The sequence below is a fragment of the Knoellia flava TL1 genome (assembly GCF_000768675.1).
Taxonomy (GTDB): domain Bacteria; phylum Actinomycetota; class Actinomycetes; order Actinomycetales; family Dermatophilaceae; genus Knoellia; species Knoellia flava.
Map to the genome: position 1 here is coordinate 66,790 of NZ_AVPI01000013.1, position 18,024 is coordinate 84,813.

Genomic DNA, 18,024 nt, shown 5'->3' on the forward strand with positions numbered 1-18,024 from the left:
CCGGGCGATGCCGGCAGGGAGCGTGTCGTCGAACCCCAGGACGCCGCCTCGCTCCGTCGCGGGCCTCAGTCGATGCTGTGCACCTCGCCCGCAGCGCCGCGACCGCCGCGACCGCCGCGGCCTCCGCTCCACGACAGGTGGTACCTGCCGTCGTCGCACGCCAGCCCGCCCTCGCCGAGGTCGAGCGGACGGAAGGTGTCGACCATGACGGCGAGCTCGTCGAAGTACTCCGCGCCGATCGAGGCCTCCGCGGCACCCGGCTGCGGACCGTGGGCGTGGCCGCCCGGGTGCAGCGAGATCGAGCCCTGCCCGATGCCCGAGCCCTTGCGTGCCTCGTAGTCGCCCTCGACGTAGAACATGACCTCGTCGGAGTCGACGTTGGAGTGGTAGTAGGGCACCGGGATCGACAGCGGGTGGTAGTCGACCTTGCGCGGCACGAAGTTGCAGACGACGAAGTTCCAGCCCTCGAAGACCTGGTGGGCCGGCGGCGGCTGGTGCACACGCCCGGTGATGGGCTCGTAGTCGCGCACGTTGAAGACGTAGGGATAGAGGCAGCCGTCCCAACCGACGACGTCGAGCGGGTGGAAGGGCAGGGTGTGCACGGTGCCGACGATCCCGCCGGACGAGGCCGGCCCCGAACCGCGGTGCTTGATGTAGACCTCGGTCTCGGCGTCGGCCTTCTCGCCGACGTCCTCGGCGAGCAGCGGCCCCTGCGGCGGCCGCAGGTCGCGCTCGCAGTAGGGGCTGTGCTCGAGGAACTGCCCGTACTTGCTGAGGTAGCGCTTCGGCGGCGCGATGTGGCTGTTGCCCTCGATCGCGTAGGCCCGCAGCGGCTCCTTGCGCGACGCCTTGGGGATCCAGCGGTGGGTCGTCGCGCGCGGGATGACGATGTAGTCGCCCTGCGCGACCTCGAACGCCCCGAAGACGGTCTCGACCCGCGCGGCACCGCGCTCGACGTAGACGCACTCGTCGCCGATGCCGTTGCGGTACCACGGGCTGGGTGCCGCGGCGACGGCATACGAGATCCGCACGTCGCCGTTGCCGAGGAGGAGCCGGCGACCGGTGACGACGTCGGTGGCCTTGATCGTCCTCGCGTCGGGGAAGAGCGCGTGCGGCTGGAGGTGGAGCGGCTTGAGCGGGTGGTTGGGCGTCGTCGACAGGTCGCCGACCTCCCAGACCTGGGCGTCGACGATCGTCGAGGGGATGTTGCGGTGGTAGAGCAGCGACGAGTCGGAGGAGAAGCCCTCCTCGCCCATGAGCTCCTCGTAGTAGAGCTCGCCGGTCTTGCCGCGGCCGGCCGGTCGCCGGTGCTGCGTGTGCCGCTTGGGCGGGATGCTGCCCATCGACTGGTAGTGCGCCACTGTCTCCACCTCACTGTGTCGAAACCCGGGTCGCGACGTCGCGGCGTCGGGTCGGACGCTGCGTCGCGAAGTCGCTGCCGCCAGCCTAGTAGCGTGTCCGGCATGTCAACGGCGCCCCCCGCCCTGCTCGCAGGGCTCATCGACGACGCCGCCGTCTTCCCTCCCGGCAACGCCCCGCTCGACCTCGCCGTCGCGCGCCACCGGGCCCACCGCAAGGCCGCGTATGCCGGTCTCGTCGGCCCGCTGCTCGTGCCGGTCGCGGACGTGGAGACGCTCGTGGCCGAGGCGTCCGGTGACTCACCGCCGCTGGCCGTCGGGCTCATCGCGCGCCCCGGCGTGGCCCCGAGGGCCGTCGCCGACGCGGTGGCCCGCCTGAGCGACGAGGCCTCCGTCGAGGTCGTCGGAGCCGAGCTCGGGTGGTTCGTCGGCTGGCGCACCCTGCCCGTCGACGGACTCCCCCTCACGCTCGAGATCCCACGCGGCGCCGAGCGCGACCGTGCCCTCGACGACGTGCGGGCCGGGGTCGACGAGTCCGGCCGGGTCGTCCAGGCGAAGTTCCGCACCGGCGCGACACCGACGTGGGAGTGGCCCGACGAGACCGAGCTCGCGGCCTTCCTCCGCGACTGCGCCCGCCTCGGCGTCCCCTTCAAGCTCACCGGAGGGCTCCACCACGCCGTGCGCGCCGAGCACGACGGCGAGCCGCAGCACGGCCTGCTCAACGTCCTGCTCGCCGTGCACGCCGCCGTCCACGACGGTGCGCTCGTCGCCGTGGAGTCCCTTCTCGCACAGCGAGATCCGCGCCTCCTGACCGATGCCGTCCTCGACCTCGACGACGAGGCGGCGTCCCGCGTGCGCAGCGTGTTCACGGCATACGGCTGCTGCGAGGTCACCGACCCGATCGGTGAGCTCGACGACCTCGGCGTGCTCGACCTCGCCGCACCCGCCCCCGATGAGGAGACCCCTTCATGACCTGGCTCGACGTCCCCGCCGACTCGCCCTTCGGCCTGCACAACCTGCCCTACGGCGTCTTCTCGACCGAGGGCTCGGCGCCGCGGGTGGGCACCCGGGTCGGCGACCTCGTCCTCGACCTCGCCCCGTGTGCCGAGCAGGCCGGCATGGAGTCGTATGCCGTCTGGGCGCAGCCGTCGCTCAACGCGTTCCTCGCGCAGGGACGCCCGGCGTGGACGGCGGCGCGCGAGTGGGTCACCGAGGTCCTCACGAACCCGGCCCGCCGTGACTGCGTCGAGCCGCACCTCGTCCCCGTCGCGGACGTGACGATGCACCTGCCGGTCGAGGTCGCCGACTACGTCGACTTCTACGCCAGCGAGCACCACGCGAGCAACGTGGGCCGGATCTTCCGCCCCGACTCCGAGCCGCTCACCCCGAACTGGAAGCACCTGCCGATCGGCTACCACGGCCGGTCCGGCACGGTCGTCGTCTCGGGCACCGACATCGTCCGGCCCAGCGGCCAGCGCAAGCCCCCGACCGAAGAGGTGCCGGTCTTCGGCCCGAGCGTCCGGCTCGACATCGAGGCCGAGCTCGGCTTCGTCGTCGGTGGCGGCACCGAGCTGGGTTCGCCTGTCTCCGTGGCGGACTCGGACGAGCACCTCTTCGGCGTCGTGCTCCTCAACGACTGGAGCGCCCGTGACCTGCAGGCGTGGGAGTACGTCCCGCTCGGGCCGTTCCTCGGCAAGTCCTTCGCCACGACGATCTCGCCGTGGGTCGTGACGACCGACGCCCTGCGCAGCGCCCGCGTGCCGCTCCCCGGCCAGACCGACCCGGCTCCCCTGCCCTACCTCCAGGGCGAGGCGACCGAGGACGGCGCGGGGACGGCATACGGGCTCGACATCACCTACGAGGTCGAGTGGAACGGCACGGTCGTCTCGCGACCGCCCTACCGGACGATGTACTGGTCGCCGGCGCAGATGCTCGCCCACATGACGGTCAACGGCGCGACCCTGCGCGACGGCGACCTCTTCGGGTCCGGCACGATCTCGGGGCCCGAGAGAGACCAGCGCGGCTCGTTCCTCGAGCTGTCGTGGAGCGGTCAGGAGCCGGTCACGCTCGACGACGGGTCAGAGCGGACGTTCCTCGAGGACGGCGACACGGTCGTGCTGCGGGCGACGGCGCCGGGGCCGGGTGGATCGACGATCTCGCTCGGCGAGTGCGTGGGGACGATCCGCCCCGCGCGCTGAGGTCGCCGCTGCCGCGCCCAGCGGTCAGCGCTGGGCACGACCCCTGACGACGATCGTCCCCGCGACCTTGTCGTGCAGGGCCTGACGCCGCGTGTCGGCGATCGGCCAGACGAGGTCCATGACGACCGCGACCGTGCCGAGCAGCGACAGGTAGGGCACGTTGCCGAACGCCTGCGCGACGGCTTGGAAGCCCGTGCGGCGGATGGCGGTGTCGGCGTCGAGCGGTCCGGGGCGGTCGATCCGCCGGACGCTGATGCCGACGAGGAGCTTGCCCGGTGTCGCGCCCCAGCGGACGAGGCAGACGACGTGGTAGGCGAGCATGAGGACGAGCTGGATGCCGAGGAAGAGCGCGAGGTAGCCGAGGCGCGCTTCTCCGAGGGCGGCACTCACCGCCTGCACGTCACCGCCCGCCATCGCGGCATCGACCCGGTCGACGACCGGCTCGATCGCCTTCCACAGGAACCATCCGCCCACCACCAGCGCCACGAACCCCACGATGATGGCGTCGACGAGGTAGGCCACGACCCGCAGGCCGTAGGAGGCGAGCACCGGTTGCCCCGGCACGTCGGCGAGGACGGCTTGGCCGGGATGGGGTCGCTGAGGGTACGGGCCGGGGTGCTGACCGGGGCCCTGGCCCTGGTGCTGCCACGGGCCCTGGCCCGGCTGGGGCTGTTGCCACGGTTGCTGCTGGTGCGGCTGCTGGTGCCCCGCCGGCGCCTGCTGGCCGGGTGCCTGCGCCTGCTGCCCGGGCTCCGGCTGGGCGGCCGGCGGCTGCGGTCGGCGGGTGCGCAGCGGCGTCGTGTTCGAGGTCCAGAGAATGCCGTCGAAGTAGCGCAGCTCCTCGGGGTTGTCGGGGTTCTCGTACCACCCGGGGCCGCTCGGCGTGATCATGCCCGCAGGATGTCACACCGGCCCGGGCGTCCCCGCATCGTGGCCGTCGAGCGCCGAGGCAAGCTCGAGCACCCTCGCGACGACCCCGTCAGCGTCGTGGAGGAAGTGCAGGTGGAGGGCGCCCTGGAGCTGCGCGACGGGCCAGCCGAGACGGCGCGCACGGGCCAGCTCGACGGCATACGTCCCGCCGAAGGCGAGGTAGGCGCACGGCCCCGACTGCCACCCCTCGGGCACGGGCACCGTCGTGCGGAAGTAGCCGAGCGGCAGCCGCGGCTCCGACGCCTCGACTCCGGCTCGCGCCGACCGGTCGGGGAAGAGCGGGGCGACGTCCTCCTCGCCCCACCACCGGGTCCACGGCGGCAACAGCCCGTCGACGCCGACGAGCGCGTCGAGGTGCCCGAGCATCGCCGGCGGGGCCATCGGCGACTCCCCCGAGGCAGCCGGCAGGGCCGCGTCGACGAAGACGATCGGGGTGCCGTCGGCGACCGCCGGGGCGACGAGGCCGGCGTTGCTGTGGGCGACGACGAGCCCGGGACGGGTGTCGTCGAACGCCTCCCGGTAGGCCGCGAGGACGTCAGCGCCCGACCGCGCGGCACGCGGCGGCACGGCGACCGTCGCGTCGCGGCCGTGGCGCCGGAACGCCTCTGCGAGAGGGGCATACGCGCCCGTCCCGACGAGCGGACTCGGCAGGACGAGGACCGGTCCGGGCGTGGCCGTCAGCCGACCTGACGCTCGAAGGTGACGAGGACGCCCTCGACCCCGCCGGGTCCGATGCGGCCCTTGACCTCGACCGAGGTGATCTGCTTGAGCTGCCAGCCCTTGGAGGCCCACTCGTTGAGGACGGACTCGAGCTTGCCGGCCGACATCTTGCCGCCGATGAGTCCCTCACGGATCTGCACGACCTTGTACTCGTATGCCATGGACCGAGCGTATGCCGTGCACCGGGCCGCACGGCAGACGTTCGGCGTCCCGGGAGGGGACCTTCACTGCTGGGCGGCGACACTCCCCCGGTATGCCCGCGCGGCCACGGCCCACGCCACGACGAGGATGCCGACGCACCACGTGAGCGCGACCCAGACGTCGCCGCCGACGGGCTGCTCGGCGAAGAGCCGGCGGAGCACGTCGATGATCGTCGTCACCGGCTGGTGCTCGGCGAACGTCCGCACCGGGCCGGGCATGGTGTCGGTCGGGACGCAGGCCGAGCTGACGAACGGCAGGAAGATCAGCGGGTAGGCGAAGGCGCTGGCACCGTCGACCGACTTCGCGGTGAGACCGGGGATCACGGCTACCCAGGTGAGCGCGAGGGTGAGCAGCACGAGGATGCCGAGGGCGGCCAGCCATGCGAGCGGGTCTTCGCCGGAACGGAATCCCATCGCCAGCCCGACGAGGAGGACGACGACGAGGGAGGCGAGGTTGGCGACGACCGAGGTGAGCACGTGCGCCCACAGGACCGACGAGCGGGCGATCGGCATCGACCGGAACCGCTCGACGATGCCGCCCTGGATGTCGAGGAAGAGCCGGAACGCGGTGTAGGAGATGCCCGACGCGATCGTGAGGACGAGGATCCCCGGCAGGAGGTAGTCGACGTAGGACTCGGTGCCGGAGCGGATGGCCCCGCCGAAGACGTAGACGAAGAGCAGCATCATGGCGATCGGCATGACGAGCGTGGAGATGATCGTGTCGGGGCTGACATCCCTATGGCGTCACTGTCAACGACAGTGGCGTCAGCTCTGCAGGCGCCGGCCGTCAGCCTCACCCGTAACGCCCTCGACGTGGGACTTCAGCCCCTGTCGTCCCCCAGTGGGCGCGCGCGACGGTGGAACCGAGGAGGTCGGACATGAGAACCCAGACAGCACCTCGACCCACTGTCCCCGTCCCGGCGAGCGACCCTGCCCGGGCCGTCACCGCCCTCGAGGACGCGGGACTCGTCTCCCCCGACCGTCATGACGAGGCCCTCGCCCTCCTCGGGACGGTCCTCGCGTCCGATGCCGGCACCCAACCCACGGCGACCCTGCGACGCCGGCTCGGCGAGGTGGCGACCTATGTCGGCGTCGCCTTCGTGCTCGCCGCCGTCGCGGTCTTCCTCGCTCCGCGATGGCTCGACCTCGGCTGGGTGACCCGGGTTGCCATGATCGCCGGCGCCGGCCTTGTCCTCGCCCTCGCGGGCTGGGGTGTGGCCCGGCCGGTCGGCGGCTTCGCGGCCCTGCGGGCCGGTGGTCACGAATCGCGGCTGCGACTCGTGAGCGTCCTGCTCACCGGCGCGGCGGGGGCGGGCGCCGCGGCGGCCGGAGTCGCCGTCCTCGAGCAGGTGCAGCGCAGCGGCACCGAGATGGAGCACGGCACGAGGGTCGGGCTCGCCGGCTTCGGGACGCTCGTCGTCCTCGCCGCCGCCGCGTACGTCCTCGCACCCACGCTCGTCGCCCACGCCGCACTCGTCGTCGGCGTCGGCTACACGGTCCCGTTCCTCTCGCAGGAGCTCGGGCTCCACAGTGGGCGACCCATCGGGTTCGGGTTCCTGGCCGCCGGCGTGGTCTGGCTCGTCCTCGCCGAGCGGGACCGGTGGCGTGAAGGGCTGGCCGCCCGGCTCGTCGGCGTCGGCTTCCTGTTCGCGGGCGCACAGGCGCAGCTGGCATCGGACACACGATGGGTCGGCTACGTCCTGACCTTCGCTGTCGGCGTCGCCGCCTTCCTGCTCCACCTCACCCGCCGCGCCTGGCCCTACCTCGTGCTCGGCGTCGCAGGAGTCACCGTCGCCGTCCCGGAGGCGCTCATCGACTGGACCGAGGGCACGCTCGGCACCGCCGTCGCCCTCCTCGGCGCCGGCCTCGCGCTCCTGCTGTCGGGGCTGCTGGCCCTGCGGCTGCGCCGCGACGAGCCCTCCTGAAAGGACAGGACGACGAACGGCGGGGCATGCGCGGGTGGCGAGCACCCGGCATACCCCGCCGTTCTGACCGACGAGCGGAACCGTCAGAGGTTGCCGCGCTTGTCCTGCTCGCGCTCGATGGACTCGAAGAGCGCCTTGAAGTTGCCCTTGCCGAAGCCGAGGGAGCCGTGGCGCTCGATGATCTCGAAGAAGACCGTGGGGCGGTCGCCGAGCGGCTTGGTGAAGATCTGCAGCAGGTAGCCGTCCTCGTCGCGGTCGACGAGGATCCTGCGCTTCTTGAGCTCCTCGATCGGGACACGGACCTCGCCGATGCGGGCGCGCATCTCGGGGTCGTCGTAGTAGGCGTCGGGGGTGTCGAGGAACTCGACTCCCTCGGCACGAAGGGCGTCGACGGTGCGCAGGATGTCGTTCGTCGCGAGCGCGAGGTGCTGGGCACCGGGGCCGTTGTAGAACTCGAGGTACTCGTCGATCTGGCTCTTCTTCTTCGCGATCGCCGGCTCGTTGAGCGGGAACTTCACGCGGTGGTTGCCGTTGGCGACGACCTTGGACATGAGCGCCGAGTAGTCGGTGGCGATGTCGTCACCGATGAACTCGGCCATGTTGACGAAGCCCATGACGCGGTTGTAGAACGCGACCCACTCGTCCATCTTGCCGAGCTCGACGTTGCCGACGATGTGGTCGAGCGCCTGGAAGAGGCGCTTGGGCGCACCGTCGCGCTTGACGAAGGTGGACGTGCGCTCGACGTAGCCCGGGAGGTAGGGGCCGGCATACGTCTGGCCGTCGACGGTGCGCTGGACGAGCGTGTGGCGGGTCTCGCCGTAGGTCGCGATGGCGCCGATGCGGACCGAGCCGAACTCGTCCGAGACGGTCTCGGGCTCCTGCACGACGGTCGCGCCGGCGGCCTTGGCCTGGGCGATGCACTTGTCGACGTCGGGCACCTCGAGCGAGATGTCGACGACGCCGTCACCGTGCTTGGCCTGGTGCGCGATGAGCGGGCTGTCGGGCATGACCGCGCCCTTGAGGACGAAGCGGATCGAGCCGGACTTGAGCACGAAGGCCTTGTGGTCGCGGTTGCCGGTCTCGGGGCCCGAGTAGCCGACGAGCTCCATGCCCCAGACGTTCTGGTAGTACTGCGCGGCCTGGGTCGCGTTGCCGACGACGAAGACGATGGCGTCCCAGCCGGTGACCGGGAACGGGTCCTTGGTCTCGTCGTAGTCGACCAGGCCCACGAGGCGCTTGAGCTCGTGGATGTCGAGGTCCGCCTCCCGCTCCTGGGCGGTGAGGTCGATGTGGCTTTCCTGCGGCGTTGCAGTGGTCGTGTCGGTCATGCGTGCAGGCTGTCCGATCCGCGCAGGATGTGCAACGGTATGCCGCCGCGCTGCACAGTCTGCGCACGATGTTGCCGTGATCGGGGGTTCGGGTCGACACTGTGCCCATGATCAGACCGGACGGCATCGACGCGCTCGACGCCCGCCTCATCGACCTCTTCACCGAGAACCCGTCCGTGGGCGTGCTCGGTGCCTCCCGGCGCCTCGGCGTCGCCCGCGGCACGGTCCAGGCCCGCCTCGACCGTCTCCAGGCCCGGGGCGTCATCGCCTCGATGGGGCCGCAGATCGACCCGGCCGCGCTCGGCTACCCCGTGACGGCGTTCTGCACCCTCGAGATCCGCCAGCGGCAGGGGCACGCGCCCGTCGTCGCCCACCTCGCGGCCATTCCCGAGGTCCTCGAGATCCACTCGACGACCGGCGCCGGCGACCTCATCGTCCGCATCGTCGCCCGCGACAACGCCGACCTCGGACGGGTCATCGACGAGATCATCGACGACGTGCACGTGCTGCGAGCCAACACCTCGATGTGCCTCGTGACGCACCTCGACCACCGCACCGGCCCGCTCGTCATGGCTGCCGCGGACCGCAATACCGGCTGACCCCGTGCCTGCCGGTCGGCCGACGTGCCCAGACCGATCAGGACAGCGCGTCACTGGTCATGAATGCCGCCCACAGCGATCCGATGACGAGAACGCTGCCGAGGAGCATCCACAGGCCACCTCGCTGTCCGGGTCCCCGGTTCCACCGACGACCCGCCACCCAGACGCAGACCACGCCGAGCAGCGCCACCGGGACGCCGGCGAAGAGACCGGGGAGATCGGACCGCACTGCCAGCAGCGCGTACGCCGCCGCCATCAGCACGCCGATGAAGATCATGAAGACGACACCAATGCGCACTCGGGTGTCGTTGTAGCTCGTGGGGGGCAGGCCGTCCATGTCCGGCATCTCCCGGTCCGGGTTCGAGTCGGGGTTCATCACCACTGGCCGACGCTCGGATCCGGTCGGCCGGAGCGGTTGCCGTCGGTGCGGGTCGGCTCGGAGTCCGGCGCGGCCCCATCCTGGGTGGCCCCTCCGAGACTCGACCACGCGCCCGGTGGCTCCAACGGGTCTCGGCCCAGCGCGGCTGCGCGGTACTCGGAGGCGAACTCGGGGTCGGCCTGCTCCATGACGTCGATGGCGTGGCGTACGGCACCGATCATCTCGGCTCGGGTTTCGACAGCGCTCCAGTGCTGGTCCTCATCACCCATGACTGCGCGCCACGTCGTCTCATCGGCGTCGATCCGTTCCTGGACCACGCGACGGGCCCGTCCGAGCTCCCCGGAGCGCGCCCGCGCCTCCTCCTCCGTCTCCAGGCGGCGGTTCTCGTCGCGCTCACCGTCGAGCAGATCACGCTGCTCGGTGACGAAAGCGTTGACCTCGTCCACCTCGGCAAGCAGGGCAGCGATGTCGTCCCGACCCCGGGCCAACGCCGCCTCCGCCTGGTACAGCAGGTCCTCGGCCTCACGGTCGCCCATGTCGTTGATGTTCGTCATGTCCCTCCTTAGAACCCGGCGTCTGCCGTGTCGTCGACGTGACCGCCGGCCTGGCCGTGCGACGCCGCCACACCGAAGTTGAGGATGACGTTGATCCCGCTGCAGACCGTGGCCATGATCCCGCAGGCCTCGAGTAGCGCCGGGATGAGCTTGCCCAGTGACTCGATGAGCTTCACGGCCTTGGAGATGTAGGTGACGATCTTGCGGATTCCCCCACCCATCGTCAGGATCTCCTTGGCGATCTTCGCTGCGTTCATCGTCAGGATGATCTCCTCGGCGAGCCCGATGAGACCGAAGACAGCCTCGACCGTCTTCGAGGTCGCCTCGAGCATGTTGCCGAGCTGGCGGGACATGAGGCCGGCGGCCGTCCCTTGACGCTTGTGAGCCGAGGCGAACTGCCGCAGCTTCGTCACCGCAGCCCTCGCGTCGTCGCCTCGCCAGGTCGACGGCACGGCCCCGGCCATGGCCGTGTAATTCTCGCCCACGGCCGTGAGGGCCTGGGAGGCGCTCTTCCAGTTGGTCCGCATCAGGTCGACACCGTTGAAGTCACCGATAAGCGGACCGCAGATCTTCTCGACCGGCGAGAACCCGAGCACCTTCTCGATGACCCAGTCGAGGGTCCGCACGATCGGCCCGAGGTTTCCCTTGGCCTCGTCGATCATCTGGCCGTAGGCATCGGAGTCCGCGGCCGGGGTCCGCACGAAGGCGCTGGGGTCCTGCAACGTCAGGGTGGTCATCGCTTCCCGTGCTTCTTCTCGAACTCGTCGTAGTCGTCGAGGTCCTCGCCGGCCCCGATGCCGCTCTGGGTCGCTTGGACGGTGCCCTGCCCCTCGCCGAGCAGGGAGATGGGCGACAACGGGTTCAGGCCCTTCGGGCCGTCGTCCCAAGGGTTCTTGGGGATGTGCGGCATCATTTGTCGGCCGCCCTCGTTGGCCACCGTCACCACGGCTCCCGTGCCGTCCGCGCCGTGCTTCTCGCCGGCGGACACGGGTGGCCCGCCAGTTGTGGACATGGGCCCAGCAGGACCGAACGAGGGCAATCCGATCGCCTTGATCTCCGGCGTGATCCCTCGTAGGTCGGCCGCGGCCTGGATGTCCCGCGTCCGGTACGTCCGGACGTTGGAGCGGATGTTCGTCGCCACCGCGTCAGCAGTCTGGGGCCCCTTCTGGAGGGTCTCCTTGACATCGCTCAGAGCGTCCGAGTACTGGCCCTTGAACAGTGAGAGGAACCCGGAGAACGCTTCGGTGTTGCTGCATCCGGAGTTGACGAACGACTGGATCGACCGCAGATAGGTGGCCTGGTGCTCGGCACTCTGCCGCAACACCCTCATACCGTCGTAGTTGACCTCGATCGTCACCCCAAGTACCTCCCCGCACGCGAATGAACGTCTGTCTCCACCGCACCCTAGGGAACGGCGGCCCCACCGGCGATGGGGAGAACTCCCCCGCGCCGTGGTCACCCTAGCGTCGTCCGACGAACCAGAGGCGCAGCTTGTCGATGCGCGCCGACACCTGGTCCGACGAGGCGGCCGCGAGCTCGGGTCCGCCGCAGGCGCGCCGCAGCTCCATGTGCACGTTGGCGTGGGGCGCGCCCGTCTTCTTGGCATAGGCAGCGACGAGCTTGTTGAGCTCCTTGCGTTGCGCGGCGAGCGCGCGGTGCGCGGACAGGGGCGCCTCGGCGGTCCGCTGCTTGCGTCCCGGCACGGCGGACTGCTTGGCCTGGCGCTCGTGGAGCAGCGCCGACACCTGGTCGGGCTCGAGGAGCCCCGGAAGCCCGAGGTAGTCCTGCTCCTCGGCGGAGCCGACGTCGGCGTGCAGCCCGAACTGCTGGGCGTCGAAGAGCACGTGGTCGAAGTGGGCGTCGGACTCGAGCGCCTCGAAGCTCTCATCCTCGAGGCCGAGCGTCTTCTCGGTGCGGTTGGCCGCCGCGATGAGGCCCTCCTCCTCCGCCCACATGGACGCCTCGGACTCGGCGTCGCTCTTGCGGTTGAGCGCGTGGTCGCGCTCGACCTCCATCGTCGCCGCGTGCTCGAGGATGACCGGGACCGACGGCAGGAAGACCGAGGCCGTCTCGCCGCGCTTGCGGGCACGGACGAATCGCCCGACCGCCTGCGCGAAGAAGAGCGGGGTCGACGTCGAGGTCGCATAGACGCCGACGCACAACCGGGGCACGTCGACACCCTCGGACACCATGCGCACCGCGACCATCCACCGCGAGTCCCCCGCCGAGAACTCCTCGATCCGGGCGCTCGAGCCCGCGTCGTCGGAGAGGACGACCGTGGTCTTCTCTCCGGTGATCGACTCGAGAATGCGGGCGTAGGCGCGAGCGGTCGTCTGGTTCGTCGAGATGACGAGCCCGCCGGCGTCGGGCACGTGGCGGCGCACCTCGGTGAGGCGCTTGTCGGCGGCGGCGAGGACGGAGGGCACCCACTCGCCCTTGGGGTCGAGCGCCGTGCGCCACGCGTGCGCCGTCTGGTCCTTGGTCATCGGCTCGCCGAGGCGCGCGGCGATCTCGTCGCCGGCCTTGGTCCGCCAGCGCATCGCCCCGCCGTAGGCGAGGAAGAGCACCGGGCGGACGACAGCGTCACGCAACGCCGCGGCATACCCGTAGGTGTAGTCCGAGGCGGAGCGGAGGATGCCCGCCTCGTCCATCTCGTAGCGCACGAACGGGATCGGGCTCGTGTCGGAGCGGAAGGGCGTCCCGGTGAGCGCGAGGCGACGGACGGCGGGCGTGAACGCGTCGCGGATGGCGTCACCCCAGCTGCGTGAGTCGCCACCGTGGTGGATCTCGTCGAGGATGACGAGTGTCGGCGTCGACTCGGTGCGCCGGCGGTGCAGGTCGGGGCGCGAGGCGACCTGGGCGTAGGTCAGCGCGACGCCGTCGTACTCGTGCGAGTGCACCGCCGTCGAGTTCGAGAACTTCGGGTCGAGCTGGATCCCGACCCGGGCCGCGGCCTCCGACCACTGGGTCTTGAGGTGCTCGGTCGGAGCGATGACGGTGACGGCCCGCACCTCGCCGCGCTCGAGGAGCTCGGTGGCGATGCGCAGCGCGTAGGTCGTCTTGCCGGCACCCGGCGTCGCGACCGCGAGAAAGTCCTTGCTCTCGGACTCCAGGTATGCCGTGAGCGCCTCCTGCTGCCATGCGCGCAGCTTCGAGGCGGTACCCCACGCGGCCCGCTCCGGGAAGGCGGGACTGAGGTGGCTGGCGGCTGAGGTACTCATCGGCCCGGCAAGGTTAACTGGGTTCGCGAGACGACATGCCGAGGGTCGGCCTGCACCGGATCGGGGCCCGAGTGTGCTTGCTGCGAGCGCGCGGGGCGTCGGGCCTCAGGAGGCGCGGAAAGCGACCCAGGAGTTCTGCATGCGGACGCGCTGCCCGGGGGTGAAGTGGTCCATGCAGACGTCGGTGGAGTAGTCCATGAAGTTCCTCACCGGGTCGAGCCCGGCCGAGGTGCAGGTGTCACGACCGACCGGGCACCCGGTCGACGGAAGGGCCTCGGGCGGGGTGTCGGTCACCCGGTCGCCGACGCGTGAACACCCACCCTGGAAGGTGTGGAAGAGGTTGAGCCAGTGACCGACCTCGTGGGTCGCGGTGTCGCCCTGGTTGTAGGGCGAGGCCGAGCCTCCGGGCAATGACTCGTCGAGCAGGACCACGCCGTCCATCGGGTCGACGACGGTCCGGGGGAAGGTCGCCCAGCCGAGGAGATCCCCGGCGAGGTTGGCCGTGTAGATGTTGAGGTCCGCCTTGCCACCCACGTGAAGGGTGGTCTTCATCGCCTTCTCCGCGGCGCTGCCGTGACCGAGGGCGGTGTACCAGCCGGCGTTGTCGGTCGTCGTCGTGCTCGCGAGCGTGAAGGAGAAGCCCGACCCCGAGTAGGCCTTGTTGAGGACGCCCACCTGCGCGGAGATCTCGCTCGGGGTGAGCACGCCCTGCGTGCCGTTGGTGATCGTGTGCCAGTGGACCTTGATGACGGTCGGTGAGAAGAGGGCCGCGCCGGACGCGGATCGGGCCCTCGTCGTCGTCGTCGAGCGGGCTCCCTTGCTCCGCAGGGCCGCGGCCAGTGCCGAGTCGCGGGCAGCCGCCTGGGAGGCGCTGAGGTCGTGGGGGTCCCGCGCCCTGCTGCCGCGCCCGGCGGTGAGGGCGTCGGCGACGCTCGGCGCGGCGCACTCGACCTCGACCGGGTCGCCCACGGTCGGCCGGGCCTGCGCACTCGAGGCGCCGAGGGCCGACGTGGCAGCAGCCAGGAGGGTCGCCGCGACGAGCGGGGCGAGACGGCGACGAGACGACATGGAGCTTCCTCCCCTGATGGGACCCTCACGGCCCCGGCTGGAGGCAATCTAGCCTGTGCCCCTCACGCCGTCAGGGCTCGCCACGAATTCGTGGCGAGCCCTGACCCAGGAGTGGTGGGGCGTGACCGTTCAGGCCCGGTAGGCGACCCAGGCGGACTGCATGCGCTGGATCTGACCGCTCGAGAAGTGGTCCATGCACGCGTCGGTCGTGTAGTCCATGAAGTTCTTGATCGGGTCGAGGCCGGGCAGGGTGCAGGTGTCGCGGCCGGTCGGGCAGCCCGAGGCGGGGCTCGCCTCGGCCGGGGTGTCCGTGACGTAGTCACCCGCGGTGTCGGAGCAGCCGCCCTGGAAGGTGTGGTAGAGGTTCAGCCAGTGGCCGACCTCGTGGGTCGCGGTGTCGCCCTGGTTGTAGGGCGAGGCCGAGCCGCCGGGCAGGCTCTCGTCGAGGAGGACGACGCCGTCCATGTCGCTGACGCGCGACTTCGGGAAGGTCGCCCAGCCGAGGAGGCCGCCTGCGAGGTCCGCGGTGTAGATGTTGAGGTCGGCGTTGGTGCCCGTGTGCAGGCTGGTCTTCATCGCGCGCTCGGCGCTCGTGCCGTAGTCGAGCTGGTTGTACCAGCCGGCGTTGTTCGTCGTCGTCGTGCTCGCGAGGACGAACGAGAAGCCGGCGCCCGAGTAGGCGTTGTTGAGCACGGTGATCTGGCTGTTGATCTCGGACGTGCTCAGCGCGCCCTTGGAGCCGTCGGTGATCGTGTGCCAGTGCACCTTGATCGTGGCCGGCGTGAAGGCGCCCCCGCCGCCGGGCTTCCTGGCGCTGCCCGAGGAGGTGCGCGTGTAGCCCTTGGCCGCGAGCGCCTTGTCGAGCTGGGCCTCCATCGCCTTGGCCTGCGCGGGCGAGACGTCGTGCGGGTCCTTGGCGTGCGGCCCTCGACCGGCGACGGCCTCGTCGGCGTGCGTGTCCGTCGCGCACTCGGCGGCGATGCTACGCTCACCGGCCATCGTGACGGCGGAAGCGCCGCTGGCGCCGAACCCGATGCCGGCGGCCGCGAGGACCGAGGCTGCGAGGAGCGCCACGGGGCGCAGTGGACGAACAGACATGGGAGTCCCTTTCGGTGTGCACAGAAACCTGTGAGGTCCGTGTTCCCCCGAACCTAGCCAGCGCCCAACGAGCCGGAGAACCAGCGTTCTCCCAGAACTGGGTCAAGGTTTGGCAAAGTGCCCGTATGCCGTCCGCCCACCCGGGCGGCAGACGAGGAGGTCCGCACGTGACGGCTGGTTCGACGGCCCAGACCCACGTCGTCACCGTCCCCGACCGTGGCTCGGCGGACCGCGTCGCCGACGCCCTCGCCGAGCGGGGGCACGTGCTCGTGGCGGTGCGCGAGGTGGACTGGGCACAGAAGGACCCGACGAGCTGGTGGTTCGGCAGACCGCCGATCCGGCCGGACGAGCAGGGCCAGTGGGACGTCAGCTCGGTGGCGACGGGTCCGCTGCCGGACGACGACGAGCGGTGGTGGCATGCCCAGGAGGACGTGGCGGTGCGCCGGATCGCCCGGGCGCACGGCGGTCGCAGTGCCGGCAGCGGTGGCGGTGACACCGCGACCCTCCTGCGCACGTTCACCCGCGTCGGACTCGTGCACGAGCTCGACGAGGAGACCGTCCAGGAGCGACGCCGAGCGGCACTGTCCGGCGTGCCCGCGCGCGAGGCGCACGCGGGCGCGGAGGGCGTCGGGGACGGCGAGAGCGACGGGGACGACGTGATGGGCGAGGACGACCTGCCCTCCGGACCCGGTGAACCCGTGCGGCTCGACCTCCCCGCAGACGTGGACTGGGCGGCGCTCGAGCACGCCTACGGCAGCGCATCGGACGTGCCGGACGTCCTCGCCGGGCTCGCGGCCAACGACGACCGGTGGGCGGGGTACCTCGACACGCTCGTCGGGTCGGTGAACCACCAAGGGAGCACCTACTCCTGCACGGCACCCACGATGGAGGTTCTCGCGGCACTCGCCACGGCACCGTCGCTGGCGCCTCGTCGGCGGCTCGACCTCCTCTCCTTCCTCTTCCTCGCGGGCTCCGGCGGCGACGTGGCCGCCGCGCGCGGGTCGCGTCCCGACCGCCACGCCCAGCCCACCCGCAGCGCGGTGACGGCCGCGACCCCGACGCTCCTCGGGCTGTGGCCGAGGGCGACCCGTCCGGAACGCCGCCTCCTCCTGCTCCTCGCGGCCCTCACCGGGTCCACGACGGCGCCCGACGACGCCGAAGAGCTGACCGACGACGCGAGCCGGCTAGCGCTGGCGATGGTCCGTGACGAGGAAGGGGCCGAGGCCTTCCTCGGGCAGCTCTCCCGGCGCAACGAGCAGCTCCTCGAGCTCATGCCGAGCGACGCACCGCTGCGGGCCAGGCTCGTCGCGGCCCTCGAGGTGCTCCTCTGGGACGAGTGACGCAGGCGCGCATCGGGAGTCGACACCCTCCCGTTGGCGCGTGGAGGTCAGTCGTCGCCGTCCTGGGGCGCGCGCAGACCTTCGTAGATCTCCTTGCACGTCGGGCACACCGGGAACTTCTGCGGGTCGCGCCCGGGGATCCAGACCTTGCCGCAGAGAGCGGTCACCGGCTCGCCCGACAGCGCGGACTCGAGGATCTTCTCCTTGCGCACGTAGTGCGCGAAGCGCTCGTGGTCGCCCGGCTCCTGCACCTGGGGGACGGTCTCCTCGCGCTCGAGGACGGCCGTGCGGGTCGAGGGGCCGGACGGCTCGGGCTGCGGGGAGCTCGGGTCACTGAGGGGCGGCTGCGGGTCACTCACCCCGCCAGACTACGTGCCGCGACGGCGCAGCCCCAGACCCCGGATCTCCCGAGCCCAGTGCTCAGGGCTCAGTTGAGCTCGGGGTCGGACGGGTAGTAGGCCACGAACGCGAGCTCGTCGCGCTGGCGCAGCAGCACCTGCGCCCACAGGTGGTCCGGATCGGCCGTGAGGAGGTCGCCCGGGAGCGAGTCCACGACGAACCACGACCCACGACGCAGCTCGCCCTCGAGCTGCCCGGCCGACCACCCGGCATACCCCGCGAAGATCCGCAGCCCGCCGACCTCGGGCATGACGAGCAGCGGCGGGGTGTCGAGGTCGATGATCGCGACCGACCCGAAGAGCCGCTGGCTGCCGGGAGGCAGGTCGTCGTCGGTCACCATGACGAGGCCGAGGGCCGAGTCGAGCTGGACCGGGCCGCCCTGGAAGAGCGTCTGCGGCGAGGCGATGTGCTCGCCCCAGCCGGGAAGGACGGCGTCGACCTCGGCGCCCATGGGCTTGTTGAGGACCACACCCTGGGCACCGTTGTCGTCGTGCTGGAGCATGAGGATGACGCTGCGGTGGAAGACCCCGTCGTCGAGCTGCGGTGTCGAGACGAGGAGCCTCCCCGTCGTCCGGTCAGCGGTCACGCTTCCATTCTGCACGTCCACCCTGTCCGCGGCGGTCGCCTCCTCGGGACCCGCCGCGGCTCCCGCCGTGGTGGCCGCGGGACGCGCCCTGGAACCGGCGCGGCGGGCCGCCCGGACGGCG

At 71.3% G+C, this 18,024-nt stretch carries 19 protein-coding genes and 1 pseudogene; 5 read left to right on the forward strand and 15 right to left on the reverse strand.

The genetic code is table 11. From position 1 onward, the window contains the following. Positions 1-65: 65 nt before the first annotated feature. Positions 66-1,361 (reverse strand): homogentisate 1,2-dioxygenase, encoded by a 1,296-nt coding sequence (locus tag N798_RS06665; RefSeq protein WP_052116998.1) that lies wholly within the window; start codon positions 1,359-1,361, stop codon positions 66-68. A 102-nt stretch (positions 1,362-1,463) separates the two neighbouring features. Between N798_RS06665 and N798_RS06670 the strand changes: the two genes are divergently transcribed. Further along, the gene (locus N798_RS06670) at positions 1,464-2,330 is read left to right on the forward strand and encodes a hypothetical protein (RefSeq protein WP_035947251.1); all 867 of its coding nucleotides are present in this window, start codon (positions 1,464-1,466) and stop codon (positions 2,328-2,330) included. Then, positions 2,327-3,556 carry a fumarylacetoacetase gene (gene fahA, locus N798_RS06675; protein WP_035947254.1) on the forward strand — a complete coding sequence of 410 codons (1,230 nt, stop codon included), beginning with the start codon at positions 2,327-2,329 and terminating at the stop codon, positions 3,554-3,556. Before N798_RS06670 ends, fahA begins: the two co-directional genes overlap by 4 nt. A 24-nt stretch (positions 3,557-3,580) precedes the next feature. Here the strand turns inward: fahA and N798_RS06680 are convergent, their stop codons facing one another. The 4 genes and pseudogenes from N798_RS06680 to N798_RS06695 form a co-directional block, all read right to left on the reverse strand. After that, positions 3,581-4,447: an RDD family protein gene (locus N798_RS06680; protein ID WP_035947255.1), complete on the reverse strand. Its 867-nt coding sequence runs from the start codon at positions 4,445-4,447 to the stop codon at positions 3,581-3,583. 12 nt (positions 4,448-4,459) lie between these two features. After that, entirely contained in the window at positions 4,460-5,053 is a 594-nt protein-coding gene (locus N798_RS06685) for a hypothetical protein (RefSeq protein WP_052116999.1), read from the reverse strand. 110 nt (positions 5,054-5,163) lie between these two features. Further along, positions 5,164-5,367 (reverse strand): DUF4177 domain-containing protein, encoded by a 204-nt coding sequence (locus tag N798_RS06690; protein WP_035947256.1) that lies wholly within the window; start codon positions 5,365-5,367, stop codon positions 5,164-5,166. A 63-nt stretch (positions 5,368-5,430) separates the two neighbouring features. Continuing rightward, positions 5,431-6,150, reverse strand: a pseudogene (locus tag N798_RS06695) (ABC transporter permease); the annotation flags it as partial. Positions 6,151-6,284: 134 nt separating this feature from the next. Between N798_RS06695 and N798_RS06700 the strand changes: the two are divergent. After that, a complete protein-coding gene (locus tag N798_RS06700; protein ID WP_035947257.1) occupies positions 6,285-7,331 on the forward strand; it encodes a hypothetical protein in 1,047 nt (348 codons plus the stop codon). 83 nt (positions 7,332-7,414) lie between these two features. On the opposite strand, the gene hppD is transcribed toward N798_RS06700, so the two are convergent. After that, entirely contained in the window at positions 7,415-8,659 is a 1,245-nt protein-coding gene (hppD, locus tag N798_RS06705) for a 4-hydroxyphenylpyruvate dioxygenase (RefSeq protein WP_035947258.1), read from the reverse strand. Positions 8,660-8,766: 107 nt separating this feature from the next. On the opposite strand from hppD, the gene N798_RS06710 reads away from it, so the two are divergent. Continuing rightward, positions 8,767-9,258 carry an Lrp/AsnC family transcriptional regulator gene (locus N798_RS06710; protein ID WP_035947262.1) on the forward strand — a complete coding sequence of 164 codons (492 nt, stop codon included), beginning with the start codon at positions 8,767-8,769 and terminating at the stop codon, positions 9,256-9,258. A 37-nt stretch (positions 9,259-9,295) separates the two neighbouring features. Here N798_RS06710 and N798_RS06715 read toward each other — a convergent pair whose 3' ends face one another. The 7 genes from N798_RS06715 to N798_RS06745 all read right to left on the reverse strand — a co-directional run bounded on the left by N798_RS06715 (position 9,296) and on the right by N798_RS06745 (position 15,578). Continuing rightward, positions 9,296-9,595 (reverse strand): hypothetical protein, encoded by a 300-nt coding sequence (locus tag N798_RS06715; protein ID WP_156971643.1) that lies wholly within the window; start codon positions 9,593-9,595, stop codon positions 9,296-9,298. A gap of 38 nt (positions 9,596-9,633) precedes the next feature. Beyond that, positions 9,634-10,191: a hypothetical protein gene (locus tag N798_RS06720; protein ID WP_035947266.1), complete on the reverse strand. Its 558-nt coding sequence runs from the start codon at positions 10,189-10,191 to the stop codon at positions 9,634-9,636. 8 nt (positions 10,192-10,199) lie between these two features. After that, complete coding sequence (locus N798_RS06725) at positions 10,200-10,928, reverse strand: WXG100-like domain-containing protein (RefSeq protein ID WP_035947267.1); 729 nt, start codon at positions 10,926-10,928, stop codon at positions 10,200-10,202. After that, complete coding sequence (locus N798_RS06730) at positions 10,925-11,548, reverse strand: hypothetical protein (protein WP_035947268.1); 624 nt, start codon at positions 11,546-11,548, stop codon at positions 10,925-10,927. Before N798_RS06730 ends, N798_RS06725 begins: the two co-directional genes overlap by 4 nt. A 103-nt stretch (positions 11,549-11,651) precedes the next feature. Further along, on the reverse strand, positions 11,652-13,412 hold the full coding sequence (locus N798_RS06735) for a DEAD/DEAH box helicase (RefSeq protein WP_035947269.1): 1,761 nt from the start codon (positions 13,410-13,412) through the stop codon (positions 11,652-11,654). A 105-nt stretch (positions 13,413-13,517) separates the two neighbouring features. Then, entirely contained in the window at positions 13,518-14,480 is a 963-nt protein-coding gene (locus tag N798_RS06740; RefSeq protein ID WP_035947270.1) for a zinc metalloprotease, read from the reverse strand. Between the two features lie 129 nt (positions 14,481-14,609). Next, positions 14,610-15,578, reverse strand: coding sequence for a zinc metalloprotease (locus N798_RS06745; protein WP_035947272.1), 969 nt, complete (start codon positions 15,576-15,578; stop codon positions 14,610-14,612). Positions 15,579-15,745: 167 nt separating this feature from the next. Between N798_RS06745 and N798_RS06750 the strand changes: the two genes are divergently transcribed. Next, positions 15,746-16,918, forward strand: a complete 1,173-nt coding sequence (locus N798_RS06750; protein WP_035947274.1) for a hypothetical protein — start codon at positions 15,746-15,748, stop codon at positions 16,916-16,918. Between the two features lie 47 nt (positions 16,919-16,965). Here the strand turns inward: N798_RS06750 and N798_RS06755 are convergent, their stop codons facing one another. Next, a complete protein-coding gene (locus N798_RS06755; RefSeq protein WP_035947275.1) occupies positions 16,966-17,277 on the reverse strand; it encodes a DUF3039 domain-containing protein in 312 nt (103 codons plus the stop codon). A 68-nt stretch (positions 17,278-17,345) separates the two neighbouring features. Continuing rightward, positions 17,346-17,903: a YqgE/AlgH family protein gene (locus N798_RS06760; RefSeq protein WP_035947276.1), complete on the reverse strand. Its 558-nt coding sequence runs from the start codon at positions 17,901-17,903 to the stop codon at positions 17,346-17,348. Positions 17,904-18,024: the final 121 nt, after the last annotated feature.